Below are 16,403 nucleotides of genomic sequence, written 5' to 3' on the forward strand. Positions count from 1 at the left end.
CTGCGGATCGGCCACCGAGAGTTCGAGGTGTTCGGGTGCGATGCGGTTGACGAGCTCGCAGGCCTGGGCCAGGTCGCGCACCTGGATCAGCGCGCCGCGCCCCGCCAGGCTCTGGCGCAGGATGGCCAGCCGCGGCTGTTCGGGCAGCAGCCGTTCGATGGCCGCATGCACCGCATCCAGATAGGCGCCATCGGGGCACAGCAGGATCGCCTGCGCCAGCTCGTCGTGCTCGGCCTGCGAGAAGAGATCCATGGCCAGCCACTCGGGCGGCGTGCTGCCGTCGGCCACGATGAGGATTTCGGACGGCCCGGCGATCATGTCGATGCCCACCGTGCCGAACACGCGCCGCTTGGCTTCGGCCACGTAGGCATTGCCCGGGCCGGTGATCTTGTCGACCGCCGGGATGGTGGCCGTGCCGTAGGCCAGCGCGCCCACCGCCTGCGCCCCGCCCACGGCAAAGACCCGGTCCACCCCGCCCACGGCGGCAGCGGCCAGAACCAGCGGATTGCGCGCGCCACCCGGCGTGGGCGTGACCATGATCAGCTCGGCCACCCCGGCTACCTTGGCGGGGATGGCATTCATGAGCACGGAAGACGGGTACGCGGCCTTGCCCCCGGGCACATACAGCCCGACGCGATCGAGCGCCGTGACCTGCTGGCCGAGCACCGTGCCATCGGCCTCGGTGTACGTCCAGGTGTGCGCGACCTGGTGTTCGTGGTAGCGCTGGATGCGCTCGGCCGCCGCCTGCAGCGCGGCACGCTGCGCTTCGGGCAGGGCCTGCAGGGCTGCGTGGCAGTCGGCCAGCGGGATTTCGAGCCCGGCCATGTCATGCGCCGCGACCTGATCGAAGCGCCGGGTGTATTCCAGCACTGCGGCATCGCCGCGGGCGCGCACGTCTTCGAGAATCTGGCGTACGGCGGTTTCCATGGCCTGGTCCTGGGCCGCGTCGCGATCGAGCAGGGCCGCCAGCGCGGCATCGAAACCAGGCGCCCGGGTATCCAGGCGGTGAATCACGGACATGATGAAGGCAACGGTTGCATACAGGGGTCCATTATCTCAGATAACGCCTGTCGTGGCGTGGCCTGCGCAGGGCCTTCACCGCTCGCGCCTGGACGGCTGCCACTTCAGGAACAGGCGTTCGAACAGCCCGATGGCGGCAATGCCCAGCGAGGTGAATATCGTGATCGACAACAGGGCGGCGAACACCAGCGCAATATCCATGTTGAACTGGCCCGACAGCACCAGGTAGCCGATCCCCATGTTGCCGCCTATGAATTCGCCGACGATGGAGCCAACCAGCGCAAGCGGGAAGGCCACTTTCAGCGCATCGGTGATGTACGGCAGCGCATGCATGAGGCGCACCTTGGTGAACATCTGCCAGTTGCTGCCCCCGGCCAGCTTGGCCAGGTCGAGAATATCGTCGTCGATCTCATTGAGCCCGGTGAGCGAGTTGACGAAGATCGGAAACAACGCAAGCAGGAACGCCAGGATGATCTTCGAGTCCGGACCCAGCCCGAACCAGATCACCAGCAGGGGGGCGATGGCAATTTTCGGAATGCCGTTGAAGGTGGCCAGAAACGGCAGGATGATGGATTTCGCGCTCTTGACATACACCACCAGCAGCGCCAGCAGAATGCCGACCACCACGCCGATGCCCAGGCCCAGCAGGGTCGTGCCGGCCGTGATGGCCAGGTTGGCGACCTGCAGCCAGAAGGTTTCCATGAAGCGCGCCCAGATCTCCGTCGGCAGCGGCAGTATGTACGACGGGATGTCGGAGTACGGCAGCAGGTACTGCCAGATCAGCAGCAGAATGGCCACAAAGACAAGGATTCTGATCGAGTTCTGCATCAGCCTTCCCACCTGGTGCCGATATCGCTGCGAATCCGCGCCGACAGTTCGATGAATGCAGGCTCGGACAAGGTGTCCACCGTGCGCGGCCGTGGCAGGTCGATCGGAATGATCTCGCTGATTTTCCCCGGCCTGGCCGTCATGACGACCACGGTATCCGACAGCAGTATGGCCTCGGCGATGCTGTGGGTGATGAAGATCACCGTGTTCCGGTTGGCCTCCCAGAGTTCCTGCAGCTTGAAGCCCAGCACCTCGCGCGTGAGCACGTCGAGCGCGCCAAAGGGCTCATCCATGAGGATCAGCGGCGGGTTCATCAGCAAGGCCCGGCAGATGGATGCGCGCTGCTGCATGCCGCCCGACAGCTGATGCGGATAGTGGTCTTCAAAGCCCTTCAGGCCGGCCATTTCGAGCAGTTCGAGTGCGCGCTGCCTGAAATCGGCCGGCCTCTTGTGGCCCAGTTCGGCCACGAAGAACACATTCTCCATGACCGTGCGCCACGGCAGCAGGACAGGACTCTGAAAGACCATGCTGGATTGCCGGATCGGGCCCGTGACTTCGTTTCCAGCCACCATGATGCGCCCGGATGTGGCCGGAATCAGGCCCGAAATCAGCCGCAGCAGCGTCGATTTCCCGCAGCCGCTGGGCCCGACGATGGACACGAAGGAATTGGACGCGATATCCAGCGTGATGTCGGTGAGCGCGGTGACCTGCGCGCCGAACCGCTTGGATACCTGTTCTATGGATACCAGGTTGGACATCGGGGTCTCGTCAGCTGCCGCAAGTGCCTACTGGCCCGCCGGCATGGCAAAGACCTGATCCACGCCCAGATCGGCTACATCGAGATTCATGGCCTCGGCCACCATCTTGATGGTCGACTCTGCGCGGTCACGCGTGATCGTGCCGTAGCCATGTTCTTTCATGTAGCCGGTATTGATGCCGTGGGCGGCCTGCTGCCATTGCCGCAGCACGGTATCGTAGTTCAGCGTCGGGTTGTACTTGATCATGATTTCCGCCGCCTTTTCCGGGTTCTCCAGCGAGAAGGTGACGGCCTTCTTCATCGAGTCGTACAGGCGCTGCGCCTTCTCGGGCGACTCGCTCAGGGTCTTGTCGCTGGCGATCAGGACATAGCCATAGGCATCGAAGCCGTTTTCGGCAAACGACAGGAAATGGGTGTCCTTGCCCTGCTTGGCGGCAATCACCTCGAAGGCCGGCACGTCGCCGTCGCTCGAAGCCGTGAACAGGTCGGCCTGGTCGCTGAGCACCAGCGAGATATAGACGCTGGGGTCGGCGCTCAGCCAGTTGACGGGCAGTTCGCTCATGTTCTGCAGGCGCAGGATGATGGGCAGGATCACCCGCACGCTGTCGGCGCCCGAGGCGGCGATGCGGGCGTCTTTCAGCGAAGCCAGATCCGGGTACGGCTTGGTCGAGGCCAGGCCCATCGTGGATTCGTCCATGTAGATCATGAACGTCTTCACCTTGGCCCCCTTGGCCACCGCCTGCACGACCGGTGCTGCATCGGCCATGCCGAAATCCGCCTTGCCGCTGTCTATGGCCGCGATCACCGCACCGCTGCCGGCCGCGGGCAGTGCATTCACCTTGAAGCCGGCGTCATCGAAGTAGCCGTTCTCGATGCCCACGAAGTAGGGCGCATGCCGGCCATGGAAGGCGTAGTTGGCGAGCAGGTCGATCTTTTCTTTTTCCTGCTTCGTGTCCGTGTTGGCCGCCTGCGCGGAGGCCATCCCGAAACAGACGCTGAGGGACGCCGCCAGAATCGCGGCTTTGGATAAGGTCTTCAGATTCATGCGAGTTCTCCTGTGATGGGCTGCGTTCCGGCAGCATTGTACGGATGGGGCGTTGTCATTTTTCAGCCTGCAGGCCGGACCATCTGGGGATGGCCTTCGTATCGATATCGAACAGGTCCAGGGCACGGGCCACGCTGTGCGTGATGACCTCATCCAGGCTCGTGGGTTTCGTGTACAGCGCCGGCACGGGCGGCATGACGATCGCACCGGCCTCGGTGACGGCCGCCATGCTGCGGATGTGGCCCAGATGCAATGGGGTTTCGCGCAGCATCAGCACGAGCCGGCGCCGTTCTTTCAGGGTCACATCGGCGGCGCGGGTGAGCAGCGACGAGGTGATGCCCGTCGCGATCTCCGCCATCGAGCGCACCGAACAAGGCGCAATCAGCATCCCTTCGGTGCGGAACGAGCCACTGGAGATCGAGGCGCCGATGTCATTGACATGGTGCAGGACCGTGACCTTTGCCTCGAGATCGGCCGGCCGCAGCCCCAGTTCATGGAACAGCGTCAGTTGCGCCGATTTGCTGATCACCAGATGCGTGGCAATGCCCTGCGCCTGCAGCATTTCAAGGGCGCGCACGCCATAGATGGCGCCCGAAGCCCCCGAGATCCCGACGATCAGGCGTCTGTCAGCGCTGCGCATGGGGTGCGATCCAGTCTGCCAGCCGGATGTTCTCGACCCCCTTCAGGCGCTTGCGTTCGAATTCCTTTTCCCGGCCCCAGGGGATGGTGGCATCGATCAGCAGCCGGCCCCAGTGATCCTTTTGCTCATCGCGGTAGAACGACGGCGTGTCCGGAATGATCAACGTGTCCTTGTCGGGCCGCGAGCGGGTGAGAATGGCCCACATCACGTCATTCATGTCGTGGATGTCCACGTCTTTGTCGACGACGGTGATCACCTTCGCCCACGTGGGTTCCGCGCCGATCACGGCCAGCATGACCTGGCGGGCATGGCCTTCGTAGCGTGGATCGATCTTCACGATGGCATGCGACACGAACGGCTGGCAGGCGACATCGATGATGCCGGGCAGGCTGGCATTGAGTTTCTGGTAGATATTGGCAGAGATCGAAAGATCCAGGGCCAGCACTTCTTCGGATGAACCGCACAGTATGCTGTGGAATATGGCGTCCTTGCGCACGCTTACACCCAGCACTTCAAAGACGGCGTTGGACCCCTCGGGCGTATAGTACCCCATGAATTCGCCAAACGGCCCCTCGGGGCGGCGCACGTTCGGCAAAAACCGGCCCTCGATCACGATCTCGGTTTCCACGGGCACTTCGAGGTCGATGTGCCTGCACGGGCGCATGGGGATATCGCGGTTGGCCAGCCGTGCGGCCACGTCCAGTTCATCCACATCGTAGGGCAGCGGCGCGGCGGCCGACAGGAACAGCGTGGCGGGCGGGCCGATGAGCATGGCGGCTTCCAGCGGTTCGCCCCTTTTTTCTGCAATCTCGTGGTAGATGGTCAGGTGGTGCTTGGGTGCGAGGCGGCAGCGCAGTTCCTGGTCGCTGATGTACATGGATCGGTGGAACGACAGGTTGCCCACGCCGGTGTCCGGATCCTTGGCGATGAACATGGCCGACGTGAAGTACGCGCCGCCGTCGAGCTCGGAATAGGTGATCAGGGGCAGATCGCTGAGCCTGCATTCAACGTACTCGGGGAGATCGCCTTCGGCAGGCCGGGGCCGGTGCCCCGACTCGGCCGCGCCCAGGGAAGACAGGTTGTTCCATTCTTTGCAGAAGCGGGCCGGATCGATGCCGATCAGTTCGGCGAGCCGCTCGCGCGTGCCATAGATGTTGGTCAGCACCGGGAACTTCGTGCCCTTGACGTTCTTGAACAGGATGGCCTTGCCGAGCTGGTCCTGTATCACCTTCGTGACCGCCGCCAGCTCATGCGTGGGGTCGACCTCGCGGTCGATTTCTATCAGGTCGCCCCGGGCTTTCAGGGCATTCATGTAGTCACGCATGGCGATTCCTTGTCCGGCCTTTCATGGTCTGTGTGGTGTGTGAATGCCCCGGCATACGGCGGCATCGGTGTACTGGATGACCAGCCGCCCGATTGTATACACTGCGTGATGGCAGAGAAACTTCACCACGCTGAGTGTAATGGATAATGTCGATTGCATTTCGAGCCATTGGATGTTTGCGCTCGACCTGTATGCGCGCGCCGGCGTAGCCGATGCCTGCCTGGCCCTGCAGGATGAGGCCGGGGTCGATGTCTGCCTGCTCCTCATGGCCCTGCTGGCCGTGCGCGTGAAGCAGCGGCCCCTGTCCTGTGCAGAAATCCAGGCGGCCGATGACGCCATCGGGCCCTGGCGGGCAGAGATCGTGCACCCCTTGCGTGCCATGCGCCGCCGTCTGAAATCGGGGCCGTTGCCCGCGCCATCCGATGCCACGGGCCGCTTTCGCGAAACCATCAAGGCCTGCGAGCTGCAGGCCGAGCGCCTGCAACTCGAGGTGCTGGCCGCCCATTTCGATACGCTGCCCCACGGGGGGTCCGAAGCGCTGCCGGTGGATGGGCCGCTGGTCGCCACGGCCAGGCGGGTCGTCGAACATTGCGCGGCCCGGCACCCGCAGGCCCCAGGGCGCGGGCATGCCCCGGCGCCGAAGCCCGCCGCCCGGGCAACCAGAACGGCTGGGCTGGCCCCGGATCTGCAGCGCCACCTGCGGCACGTTGCGCAGCAGGCCGCTGGCGTCGGGCTGCGGCAATAGCCGTACCATTCAGGGATTCGTCTCCAGACCGGCATCAATTGCTGGGGATCGGCGCGTTGTTGCGCTACGCCCGGCACCTTGATGGACATGGACCACATCGGTTCCTGCGCCATGTTTTCCTTTTTTGACGGCTATTTGCACCAGCCAATGTCAGCGTCGACGCGCCCTCCGGAGCTGTCCTGAAAGGCCGCGGAAAATTTGTTGACACTCGTGGATCTGCATGTTAATTTGTACGGACCAATCAAATATAAATATGACAGACCGTGCATTATGAACGGCAGCATTAACGCCTAGTAGTGCGCAAAATGTCCGGTCAAAGACATGTCGAATTCTCCATGGAGACTGACTTGAGCAACAAAGGCAAGAATTATCGTCTGGGTTTCGATACCGGTGGCACGTTTACCGACTTCGCACTATTTGATGAGTCCGGCAGCACATTGCATGTTCACAAGGTCCTGAGTACCCCCCAGGATCCCGCGCTTGCTGTCATCTCGGGCATCGAGGATCTTGTCAAGCGACTCGATATCGACGCAGCGCGGGATCATCTGACCATCTACGGTGCAACAACGGTCGTGACCAATGCGGCGATAGAGCGAAGAGGGGCCCTGACAGCCCTGCTGGTTACAGAGGGTTTTCGGGATATTCTCGAGTTCCGTCGTGAACAGCGCTATGACATTTACAACCTGTTCATGGAATTGCCCGAGCCGATCGTACCGCGCCACCTCGTCTACGGCATCAAAGAGCGCGTGAATGCTGATGGGGATGAGGTCACCCCACTGGATAAGGGCTCGTTGGACGACGCCATTGCCAGAATGAAAGAAGAAGGTGTGCGCTCGGTGGCCGTTTGTTTCCTGCATTCCTACGTCAATGACGCACATGAGAGGCAGGTTCGTCAATTGATCGAAGCGGCTCTGCCAGGTGTGGATGTGACGCTGTCCTCTGAACTGGTTCCCGAGATGCGCGAGTTTGAGCGTGCCTCGACGACTTCCCTCAATGCGTATACCCTGCCGTTGCTGCGAGAGCACACCGGAAGCCTGCGAAAACATCTGGCAGCACTCGGCTTCAAGGACGACTTTTACCTCATGCTTTCGAGTGGCGGCATCCTGAACTCGGAACTGGCAAGCAAGATCCCGGTGAAAGCCATCGAGTCGGGGCCTGCGGCGGGTGCTATCGCATGCACATATTACAGTTCATCGATGGGGTATCCGAACATATTGTCCTTCGACATGGGAGGAACGACGGCCAAGCTGTGCGTCATCTCCGAAGGGCAGCCTTCCGTGACGAATAAATTCGAGGTTGCCCGTGTCGCGCGTTTCGAACGGGGCAGTGGGCTGCCTGTGCGCATCCCGGTGATCGACATGATTGAAATCGGTACGGGCGGCGGATCGATTGCCCGAATCGACAATCTTGGTCTGATCCAGGTGGGGCCACGCAGTGCAGGGGCAAGCCCCGGCCCGGTATGCTACGGCCAGGGGGGCACTGCACCGACCGTGACAGACGCCAACCTGATTCTAGGCTACCTCAATCAGGAATATTTTCTTGGCGGCAGCATGAAATTGGATCATGCCGCGGCGCGCAAGGCGATACAAACGGACATCGCAGAACCCTCGGGCATTGCTCTCGAAGAAGCCGCATGGGGCATATATGCCATTGCTACTCAGAGCATGGTGCGCGCCGCCGCAGTCCACGTTGTCGAACAAGCAAAGGATCCACGAAATTTCACCATGATCGCCTTTGGAGGTGCCGGGCCTCTGCATGCTTGTCGGGTGGCCAAGTCACTGGGCATCGGCACCGTAATCTGTCCCTATGGTGCCGGCGTCACGTCAGCGGTGGGGCTGCTGGTCGCGCCATTGGTGATCGATTTCGGCTTTACCCGCAGAATGCCGCTCTCGAATCTCGAGTGGGATCATGTGCAGGCGATCTATCAGGATCACGAGGAGGCAGCCCGGCAGCAGATCATACAGGCCGGTGCTGACCCCGATCGGATTACCGTGACACGCACCTGCGACATGAGGTATGTAGGTCAAGGTTATGAAATATCCGTATCGTTTCCGGCCTCTGTTGAGAAGCATTCCGTTGCCGATGTGCTGCTGAATGCCTTCCACCAGGAGTATAGAAGGATTTTTGGGCGTGAGATCGAGGGTGTGCCGGTTGAAGTATTGAATTGGCGTGGTGCCGTGCGCGCAGAATCGCCGTCGTTGGCACTTCGTTCTGCGACCAGATTGGGATCACAGAACCTGCAGGATGCACGTCGTGGGATGCGGAAAGTCTACATGCCCGAACAACAGGGCTATGTGGATGCCCCCGTATACAACCATGACCTGCTGCCATCCGGAGCCGTGTTCGAGGGGCCGGCGATCATCGAGCAGAAGGAATCAACAACCGTTGTCATTCCCGGCAGCAGCGTCCGCGTTGATGAACAGCTCAATCTTATCATTCAGTTGGACTAGGTGGGACAGGCAATGGCTTACGATCCAGTAACTTTGAAAATGATGTGGGACCGCCTCATTGCGGTGGTTGATGAGGCGGATACAGCACTAGGCCGCATGGCATTTTCCACTGTCGTTCGCGAGGCGCATGATTATGTCACTGTCTTGCTCGATGCCTCGGGCAGATCAATTGCGCAATGCACATACAGCATCCCGTCCTTCATTGGCACATTGCCGACTACTGCACGTCATATTTTGGCGCGCATACCGCCGGACACCCTGCAGCCCGGTGATGTAGTGATCACAAATGATCCGTGGCTGGGCACTGGGCACCTGCCCGACATTACAATGATCTCGCCGATTTTTTATCAGAACCGGTTGATCGCGTTTGCGGGTAACGTGGCTCATATGCCGGATATCGGGGGTCGCGCATTTTCTGCCGACGCAAGAGAAGTTTTCGAGGAAGGGTTGCGTCTGCCACCCATGTTTCTGTATCGGGCGGGGCAGCCCGCCACAGAACTGTTTTCCATCATCCGGTACAACGTTCGGGTACCAGAGCAGGTGTTTGGCGATCTGGAAGCAGGCCGCAGCGCCAATGAGGTGATGGCCCGTCGCCTCGCGGAATTTCTCAAGGATTATCGGCTGCCTGATCTTCAGGAGCTGGGTGAAGAAATGTTCACTCGATCTGAAAATAACATGCGTGAAAAGATTGCCGCATTGCCCGACGGAGAATATCGCAACGCTTTGATCATGGATGGTTTTGACCAGCCATTGAAAATCAACACCAAAGTTGTGATCAAGGGCGACCAGATAGAAGTCGACTATACCGGCAGCTCACCCCAGATCGATCGGGCCATGAATTCGGTTCATAATTATACGTACGCCTATACCGTATATCCGCTCAAATGCATCCTGGATCCCGATACGCCCAACAATGAGGGGTCATTTCGTCCTCTGACGATATCGGCGCCCGAAGGAAGCTTCCTGAATCCCCGGCTGCCTGCTGCCGTCAACGGGCGGCATCTGGTCGGTCACCTGCTCAGCTTTGCAATTTACGGTGCGCTCAAGGACATCGTTCCCGAGCGCATACTGGCCGATGGCGGCTGTGCTCCCTCGTGGGTGCTGGTTCTCAATGGGCAGCATGAAAACGGCCAGGCATTTTCAAGTTTCATGTTTTTTGCAGGTGGTCAGGGGGCGAGAGACGGTATGGATGGGCCAGCCTCGCTGCATTTTCCGACCAACATATCATCCGTTCCTGCCGAACACATGGAGGCCACCTGTCCGGTACGGATCGAGTTCCGTGAGCAGATCCCGGACTCGGGTGGGGGTGGCAAGTGGCGTGGTGGCAACGGTGTGCGCCTCGTATTGCGCAGCCTGGCCACGGGGCCCTGCGCTGTGACTTTGCAATGTGAGCGCATCCATCATCCGCCAAAGGGATTGTTCGGCGGGCGCGATGGGGCGGCTGGGCGAGCCATGCTGAACGGCCGTCCTGTAGACAGGCCGAAGGAACAGTTCATTCTGCATCCCAATGACGTTCTCATGCTCGATCTGCCCGGCGGCGCAGGTTATGGCAATCCGCTGGAGCGGAATCCTGAATCTGTGCTGGCGGATGTCAGGGCAGGCACTGTGAGTGAGAAAAGTGCCAAAGAGGTCTATGGGATATTTCTGGGTTCGCGCGGGCAAGGTGTGGATCTGGAGGCGACCGAGAACCATCGTGCCAGCGTACGCACGCAATCATGAGGTGACATGATGAATAAGGCGCAGCTGCAGGGTCTTTCCATTGAACAGATTCGTAAACACATTCGTGACGGAGCCTATACCGGTGACACCATGGGGGTGGCCGATGGTCATGTACAGGCCAATCTGGTCGTTTTGCCCAAAGAGGTGGCATTTGATTTTCTTGTGTTCTGCCAGCGAAACCCGAAGCCGTGTCCCTTGCTAGACGTGACTTTGCCTGGATCGCCGGTTCCGGAACTGCTGGCCCCCGGCGCCGATATTCGCACCGATATCCCGCGCTACAGGGTATTTCGCCACGGCGAACTGGTCGATGAGCCAACAGATATCCAGTCCTATTGGCGCGATGACCTCGTCGCTTTCCTGCTGGGTTGCAGTGCAACCTTCGACAATGCGCTCAGAAATGCGCACATGCCCCTGCGCTTCCTGGATCAGGATACGATCCCGCCAGTATTCGTGACAAATGTGCAGTGCAGGAAGGCAGGGTCGTTCCATGGGCCGATTGTGGCCACGATGCGTCCCATCCCCAATGATCTGGTTGTCAAGGCGGTACAGCTTTCCGGACGGTTTCCTTCGGCACACGGTACCCCCATACAGATCGGGTATCCAGAGAGAATTGGCGTTTCTGATCTGTCAAACCCGGACTACGGTACGCCGCTTCCTTTGAAACCATCCGAAGTTCCCGTGTTTTGGGCCTGCGGGGTGACGCCCCAATCGGTTGCCATGGCTTCCAGGACCGAATGGATGATTACACATGCTCCGGGCCATATGTTCTTGAGTGACAGGCACTATGAGCAGGATGCCGTTGTCTGAATGATTCTGTTCAATCGAAAAGGAATATGAAATGAAGGAAAGGATGGTATATCTCAATGGGGAAATCGTTCCCTATGAAAAGGCGACGGTGCCCTTGCTCAACACGTCTTTTCGGTACGGCGCCATGGTTTTCGAAGGGCTGCGAGCGTATTGGATACCACAGTCGGGGACACTGAACATTTTCAGACTCAAGGAGCATGCTGCGAGACTGCTGGAATCGATCAAATTGATGCGCTTCGAAGAGACTTATACATCGGAACAGATCGAGCGGGCCGTGATCGATTACCTCGCAGCCCTGAAACCAGCACAGGATGTGCATATCAGGCAGATGGTCTTTCTTGACAGTGAGGAGTTCTATTATGCAAGAGGCCCCTTGCAAATGGCCGCGGTGGCCGTACCCATGGGCAGGCGCCGCGGCTTTGAAAAAGGGATCAACTGCAACATCTCTTCCTGGCGGCGTATTTCAGATCAATCCATCCCGCCACGCATAAAATGCGCCGGAAATTATCAGAACAGCAGATTGGCACATATAGAATCCATTGAGTCAGGCTATGACTATCCGCTGATCATGAATGATCGGGGCAAGGTATCCGAAGGCGCGGGTTCGGCCGTGATGCTGGTTCGGCATGGTGCCCTGGTGACGCCTCCGGCAACCGCGGACATTCTTGAATCGATCACTCGTGCAACCTTGCTCGAGCTGGCCAGAGACAGGCTCGGCCTGAGCGTGGAGGTGCGCGAGGTCGATCGTACGGAGCTGCTTCTGGCTGAAGAGGTTTTCCTCTGTGGTACCGCAGAGGAAGTCGTACCCGTCGTGGGAGTCGATCGTGTAAGGATAGGGGCTGGCGTACCCGGGCCAATCACCTGCCAATTGCAGGAAGAGTTATTGGCGGCAGCGCGTGGAAATGAGCAGCACTACGCAGATTGGCGCACCCAGGTCACTTTCTGATTATCAGGCTTTCCCTTGGTGCCTGAATGCGCAACACAGATGCATGACTTGCCGCGGGACGATCAATGAAATCAATCGATAAAACCTGTATTGGCTTGGTCAGCAGGGTGCTGGCCTGGGTTGCTGGCTTTCTCATATTGGCATCCGCATTGATCGTCTCCATGGACGTACTGACCAGAAGTGTACTGCGGCTGACGTTCTTTCAGAGCTTTGAACTCAGCAGCTATGCGTTTGCGGCGTCAGTATCCCTTGGATTGGCCTTTACGCTGATCTCGCGCATGCATATACGTATTGAAGTGGTCTACGTATTGTTCAAGCCCTGGATGCGTGCCTGTCTGGATCTCGCTGCAATACTGACACTTGCCGGAACTGCTGTCGTATTTGCGTGGTTTGCGTTCCAGACGGTCTGGTATTCCTGGTCGATCAATTCCCACTCCAATACAACGCTGGCAATGCCTCTGGCATTGCCGCAAGGCATTTGGTTTGGCGGGCTGGCCTGGTTTGCCATCACTGCCGTCTGGTTGTTCGCACGAGCCGTTCTCAACTTGATCCGGAAAAGACCACAGGCGATATCGCGTGAGATCGGAGTGTTGGCGTTACAGGAAGAAATTGATCAATCTGAAATTACTCTGGATCATTCGAAGAATGAATAGCAGATGATCGACGGCCTGTGAAACATCCGTCATGAAAAGAGAGCGTCCATGTTACTCGTCGCCCTGGTTCTTCTTCTCGTTTTTATCGCGGCAAGCCTGCACGTGGCAGTGGCGCTGGGCCTGCTGGGTTCGGTACTTGCCGAACTATACAGCCCATTCCCTGTCTTCAGGGCATTGGGTGAACTGGCGTGGAGTTCCAGTACGAATTTTCTGCTTCTGGCGGTGCCGCTTTTCATCATGATGGGCGAGTTGCTGCTGCGTTCTGGCCTCACCGAGAAAATGTACGAGTGCCTTGACGCATGGGTGGGCAGGATCCCCGGTGGCCTGATGCATACCAACGTGGCTGCGTCCGCGGTTTTTGCGGCGACGTCTGGCTCCAGCCTGGCCACAGCGGCAACAATCGGTACAGTGTCGATTCCCAACATGCGGACGCACGGTTACAACCCGGCTCTTTTTCTTGGGTCCATCGCTGCCGGGGGCACACTGGGCATCCTGATTCCACCCAGTATCAACATGATCCTTTACGGCAGTTTGTCGGACACGTCCGTTTCGGCACTTTATCTTGCCTCGTTCATACCGGGCTTTCTGCTCGCTGCCTCCTTTTCAGTCATCATTGCTTTCATCTGCATGATGAAACCGGCCTTTGGCGGTACACCGATCCGGGCATACAGCTGGAAAGAGCGCATTCACAGCTTGATACACCTGGGTCCGCCTCTCCTGCTGTTTCTGCTCGTTGTCGGATCGATCTATGCCGGCCTTGCTACTCCCACCGAAGCGGCGTCCTTGGGTGTCGTTGCCACGCTGATATTCACGTTCATGCGCGGACGCCTGTCCATCGATGTTCTGTTGCGGACTTTCGAGGCGACCGTGAAAACGACCTCGATGATTCTGCTGATTGTCGTGGCGGCGCTGTTCCTGAATTTTGTACTTTCGACACTGGGTCTGACGAATGTCATCGTGCAGTCAGTGGCTGGCCTGGAATGGCCGCCCTTGGGTGTTCTGATGGCAATCATCGCTCTGTATCTCGTGCTCGGATGCTTTATCGAGACCATCACGTTGATGATTGCAACCACGCCGTTGGTGGTCCCTGTCATCAAGAGTATCGGCTATGACCCGATCTGGTTTGGCGTGGTGTTCGTCATCCTCATCGAAGCGGCGCTCATCACTGCGCCGATCGGAATGAACCTGTTCGTCGTTCAGACCATCCGTGGCGAAGGGCCATTCAGGGATGTCATGCTGGGCTCTTTGCCATTCTTGCTGATGATGTTCGTGATGATCGGCTTTCTGATTCTTTTTCCGGACTTGGCCCTCTTGATGCCAAGACTGTTCAACACAGGCTGAGCATCCGTGCATTCTGCAGGTTGTGATAGGCCGAAATAAAGGAGACGCACCATGAACAAGAATTTCATTGTCGCCATCGGATTTGCGGTTGCAGGCCTGCTGGTTGCTGCACGCCCGGCCGTGGCCGAGAACATGCCCAAGGTTGAGCTGTCCGCAGTCGGAAACCTCGGCATCACTACGCAATACAACCAGATCGAAGCACCCTTTTGGACCGAATGGATCCCCGAGGCAACGGGCGGCGCAGTAACAGCAACGGTTCGCCCCTGGAATGAAATGGGCCTGACCGGCCAGGAAGTGTTCCGGCTTTTGCGGCTTGGCACCTATGATGTCGGAAATACCGTGATGGGGTTCCTGGCGGGGGACGCGCCCATTCATGAAGGCACGGACCTACCCGGGTTGACGTCTACCATAGCCGAGTTGCGCGAGGTCACTGACGCATTCAGGCCCGTTCTGGAGGAATTCTATGCAAAAGACAATCAGGTCAAGGTTCTCGCGCTGACGTCGTATCAACGCCAGATATTGTACTGTCGCGACGATCTCAAGGGTCTGGCTGATCTGAAAGGACGGAAAATCAGGGTTGGGGGCACCTCACAGGCGGACTTCATCGGCTATTTTGGTGCGACCGGCATTCCCATGCCGTTTGCCGAGGTGCAGCAGGCGCTCGCCACCGGTGTTCTGGATTGTGCAATTACAGGCACGCTGGGCGGCTACAAGGCAAAGTGGAATCAACCAGCGAAATACCTGTACAATTTACCGATCAGCTGGGCCAGTTCCATTCAAGGCATGAATATCAATGCCTGGAACAGGCTTTCGCCTGAAGAGCAGACCATACTGATGCAGCAGGTTCGAAAGCTCGAAGAGGCCATTGATGAGCAGAATGTGCGCGAAGATGAACTGGGCATTCAGTGCAATACTGGTGGCCCGTGCTCAGAGGGCCCGGCTTCGGACATGAAATTGATCCCGGTGTCCGATGAGGATGTCGAACTGAAGCGCGAAGTATTGCTCAACGTGGTGCTGCCGAAATGGGCGCAGCGCTGTGGTGACGCGTGCGCCGACTCGTGGAATCAAACCGTTGGCAAAATCCTGGATCTCCAGGCCAAGGCCAAGTAAACACCCGCTGGATGCCCCGGTGTGAGCCCAGGCTGGCTGGTGCCGGTCGTACTGACGATACATGCGGCAGCACGACCGGCCAATTCATGAATCAGCAGCGCATGTGGCATCGACCCCCGAACGATTTCAGGCAAATCGGCCGCATGGCAGCAGGGCGCGGGCAAGGTGTGTATTTGGAGAAAAGGCATGATAGAACGATTGATGAAGGACACCACGTCCAGTCAAAAATCTGGTGATGAGCAACATTCCCAGGGCAATGATATTGCGTCGATGATCGGCAAGGGAAATCAGATGCCTGATCCAGCACAGCCACGTTATGCTCAACTTGCACGCCAATTTACTGCCGCGATTGCCGATGGCCGGTATCCGATAGGTTCGCAGTTGCCCACCGAAATGGAGATCTGCAAACAGCTGAATCTCAGCCGATTCACCGTGCGCGAGGCCATCCGGGTTCTGGTGGATCGTGGCCTTGTCGTACGGAGGCCGAGAGTTGGCACCATTGTGATCGCAACCCCGAATGAAAGCCGTTACACCGTGGATCTGTCGTCGATCAAGGATCTGTTCCAGTATGCACAGCACACGGAGCTGACCCTCTCTGACATACGGCGCGAACTGGTTGAAGAATCCACAGCCCTCAGATTGGGGCTTCCTACCGATGAGGCCTGGGTGTGTGCCACGGGTGTGCGCAGCGACACAGAAACTTCGATACCGTTCTGCGTGACGCATCTGTACATCAATCCACGTCTGAGCGGTATAGAGAAAAAGCTCCGCAAGCGGCGAATTGCGGTTTATTCGCTGCTTGAAAAGGAGTACCAGGTCCGCATCAAGCGTGTGGAACAGGAACTGCAAGGCGTTATCTTCTCTACCGAAGATGCTGCCTTGCTGGGCATAGGAGAATGCCATGCAGGCCTCAGGATAATCCGCCGCTATTTTGATGGCAGCGGTCGGCTGCTTGAGGTCGCCGACAATATACATCGCAGCGATCGATTCAATTACCGCATGCATCTGTCTCGCTGAG

General features: G+C 58.7%; 16 protein-coding genes. 9 read left to right on the top strand and 7 right to left on the bottom strand.

Going from position 1 to position 16,403, the window contains the following annotated elements; all coding sequences use genetic code 11:
* The 6 genes from hisD to WCY17_RS11110 all read right to left on the bottom strand — a co-directional run.
* Positions 1-1,020, bottom strand: a 1,020-nt coding sequence (hisD, locus tag WCY17_RS11085; protein ID WP_372702253.1) for a histidinol dehydrogenase, incomplete at its 3' end; no start/stop codon positions are given.
* Positions 1,021-1,095: 75 nt separating this feature from the next.
* On the bottom strand, positions 1,096-1,848 hold the full coding sequence (locus WCY17_RS11090) for an ABC transporter permease (protein ID WP_372702254.1): 753 nt from the start codon (positions 1,846-1,848) through the stop codon (positions 1,096-1,098).
* Positions 1,848-2,606 carry an ABC transporter ATP-binding protein gene (locus tag WCY17_RS11095; RefSeq protein ID WP_372702255.1) on the bottom strand — a complete coding sequence of 253 codons (759 nt, stop codon included), beginning with the start codon at positions 2,604-2,606 and terminating at the stop codon, positions 1,848-1,850. The genes WCY17_RS11090 and WCY17_RS11095 overlap by 1 nt, the downstream gene beginning before the upstream one ends.
* A 27-nt stretch (positions 2,607-2,633) precedes the next feature.
* Positions 2,634-3,650 (bottom strand): ABC transporter substrate-binding protein, encoded by a 1,017-nt coding sequence (locus WCY17_RS11100; RefSeq protein ID WP_372702256.1) that lies wholly within the window; start codon positions 3,648-3,650, stop codon positions 2,634-2,636.
* Positions 3,651-3,705: 55 nt separating this feature from the next.
* On the bottom strand, positions 3,706-4,290 hold the full coding sequence (locus WCY17_RS11105; protein ID WP_372702257.1) for a UbiX family flavin prenyltransferase: 585 nt from the start codon (positions 4,288-4,290) through the stop codon (positions 3,706-3,708).
* A complete protein-coding gene (locus WCY17_RS11110) occupies positions 4,277-5,614 on the bottom strand; it encodes a UbiD family decarboxylase (RefSeq protein ID WP_372702258.1) in 1,338 nt (445 codons plus the stop codon). Before WCY17_RS11110 ends, WCY17_RS11105 begins: the two co-directional genes overlap by 14 nt.
* A 172-nt stretch (positions 5,615-5,786) precedes the next feature.
* On the opposite strand from WCY17_RS11110, the gene WCY17_RS11115 reads away from it, so the two are divergent.
* The 5 genes from WCY17_RS11115 (at position 5,787) to WCY17_RS11135 (ending at position 12,281) form a co-directional block, all read left to right on the top strand.
* The gene (locus WCY17_RS11115; RefSeq protein WP_372702259.1) at positions 5,787-6,359 is read left to right on the top strand and encodes a TIGR02444 family protein; all 573 of its coding nucleotides are present in this window, start codon (positions 5,787-5,789) and stop codon (positions 6,357-6,359) included.
* 347 nt (positions 6,360-6,706) lie between these two features.
* Positions 6,707-8,809 carry a hydantoinase/oxoprolinase family protein gene (locus WCY17_RS11120; protein WP_372702260.1) on the top strand — a complete coding sequence of 701 codons (2,103 nt, stop codon included), beginning with the start codon at positions 6,707-6,709 and terminating at the stop codon, positions 8,807-8,809.
* A 12-nt stretch (positions 8,810-8,821) separates the two neighbouring features.
* Positions 8,822-10,528 carry a hydantoinase B/oxoprolinase family protein gene (locus WCY17_RS11125; protein ID WP_372702261.1) on the top strand — a complete coding sequence of 569 codons (1,707 nt, stop codon included), beginning with the start codon at positions 8,822-8,824 and terminating at the stop codon, positions 10,526-10,528.
* A gap of 6 nt (positions 10,529-10,534) precedes the next feature.
* A complete protein-coding gene (locus WCY17_RS11130; RefSeq protein ID WP_372702262.1) occupies positions 10,535-11,335 on the top strand; it encodes a putative hydro-lyase in 801 nt (266 codons plus the stop codon).
* A 31-nt stretch (positions 11,336-11,366) separates the two neighbouring features.
* Positions 11,367-12,281 carry a branched-chain amino acid transaminase gene (locus WCY17_RS11135; protein ID WP_372702263.1) on the top strand — a complete coding sequence of 305 codons (915 nt, stop codon included), beginning with the start codon at positions 11,367-11,369 and terminating at the stop codon, positions 12,279-12,281.
* On the opposite strand, the gene WCY17_RS11140 is transcribed toward WCY17_RS11135, so the two are convergent.
* The gene (locus WCY17_RS11140; protein WP_372702264.1) at positions 12,271-12,444 is read right to left on the bottom strand and encodes a hypothetical protein; all 174 of its coding nucleotides are present in this window, start codon (positions 12,442-12,444) and stop codon (positions 12,271-12,273) included. The two genes, WCY17_RS11135 and WCY17_RS11140, sit on opposite strands and share 11 nt — an antisense overlap.
* On the opposite strand from WCY17_RS11140, the gene WCY17_RS11145 reads away from it, so the two are divergent.
* The 4 genes from WCY17_RS11145 to WCY17_RS11160 all read left to right on the top strand — a co-directional run bounded on the left by WCY17_RS11145 (position 12,443) and on the right by WCY17_RS11160 (position 16,402).
* Entirely contained in the window at positions 12,443-12,934 is a 492-nt protein-coding gene (locus WCY17_RS11145) for a TRAP transporter small permease subunit (protein ID WP_372702265.1), read from the top strand. The two genes, WCY17_RS11140 and WCY17_RS11145, sit on opposite strands and share 2 nt — an antisense overlap.
* Positions 12,935-12,982: 48 nt before the next feature.
* Positions 12,983-14,275, top strand: coding sequence for a TRAP transporter large permease (locus WCY17_RS11150; RefSeq protein ID WP_372702266.1), 1,293 nt, complete (start codon positions 12,983-12,985; stop codon positions 14,273-14,275).
* A 51-nt stretch (positions 14,276-14,326) separates the two neighbouring features.
* Positions 14,327-15,385, top strand: coding sequence for a TRAP transporter substrate-binding protein (locus tag WCY17_RS11155; protein ID WP_372702267.1), 1,059 nt, complete (start codon positions 14,327-14,329; stop codon positions 15,383-15,385).
* A gap of 186 nt (positions 15,386-15,571) precedes the next feature.
* A complete protein-coding gene (locus tag WCY17_RS11160; RefSeq protein ID WP_372702268.1) occupies positions 15,572-16,402 on the top strand; it encodes a GntR family transcriptional regulator in 831 nt (276 codons plus the stop codon).
* The last annotated feature ends 1 nt before the right edge of the window (position 16,403 follow it).

The organism is Castellaniella sp., from assembly GCF_041677825.1.
Lineage (GTDB): Bacteria > Pseudomonadota > Gammaproteobacteria > Burkholderiales > Burkholderiaceae_B > Castellaniella.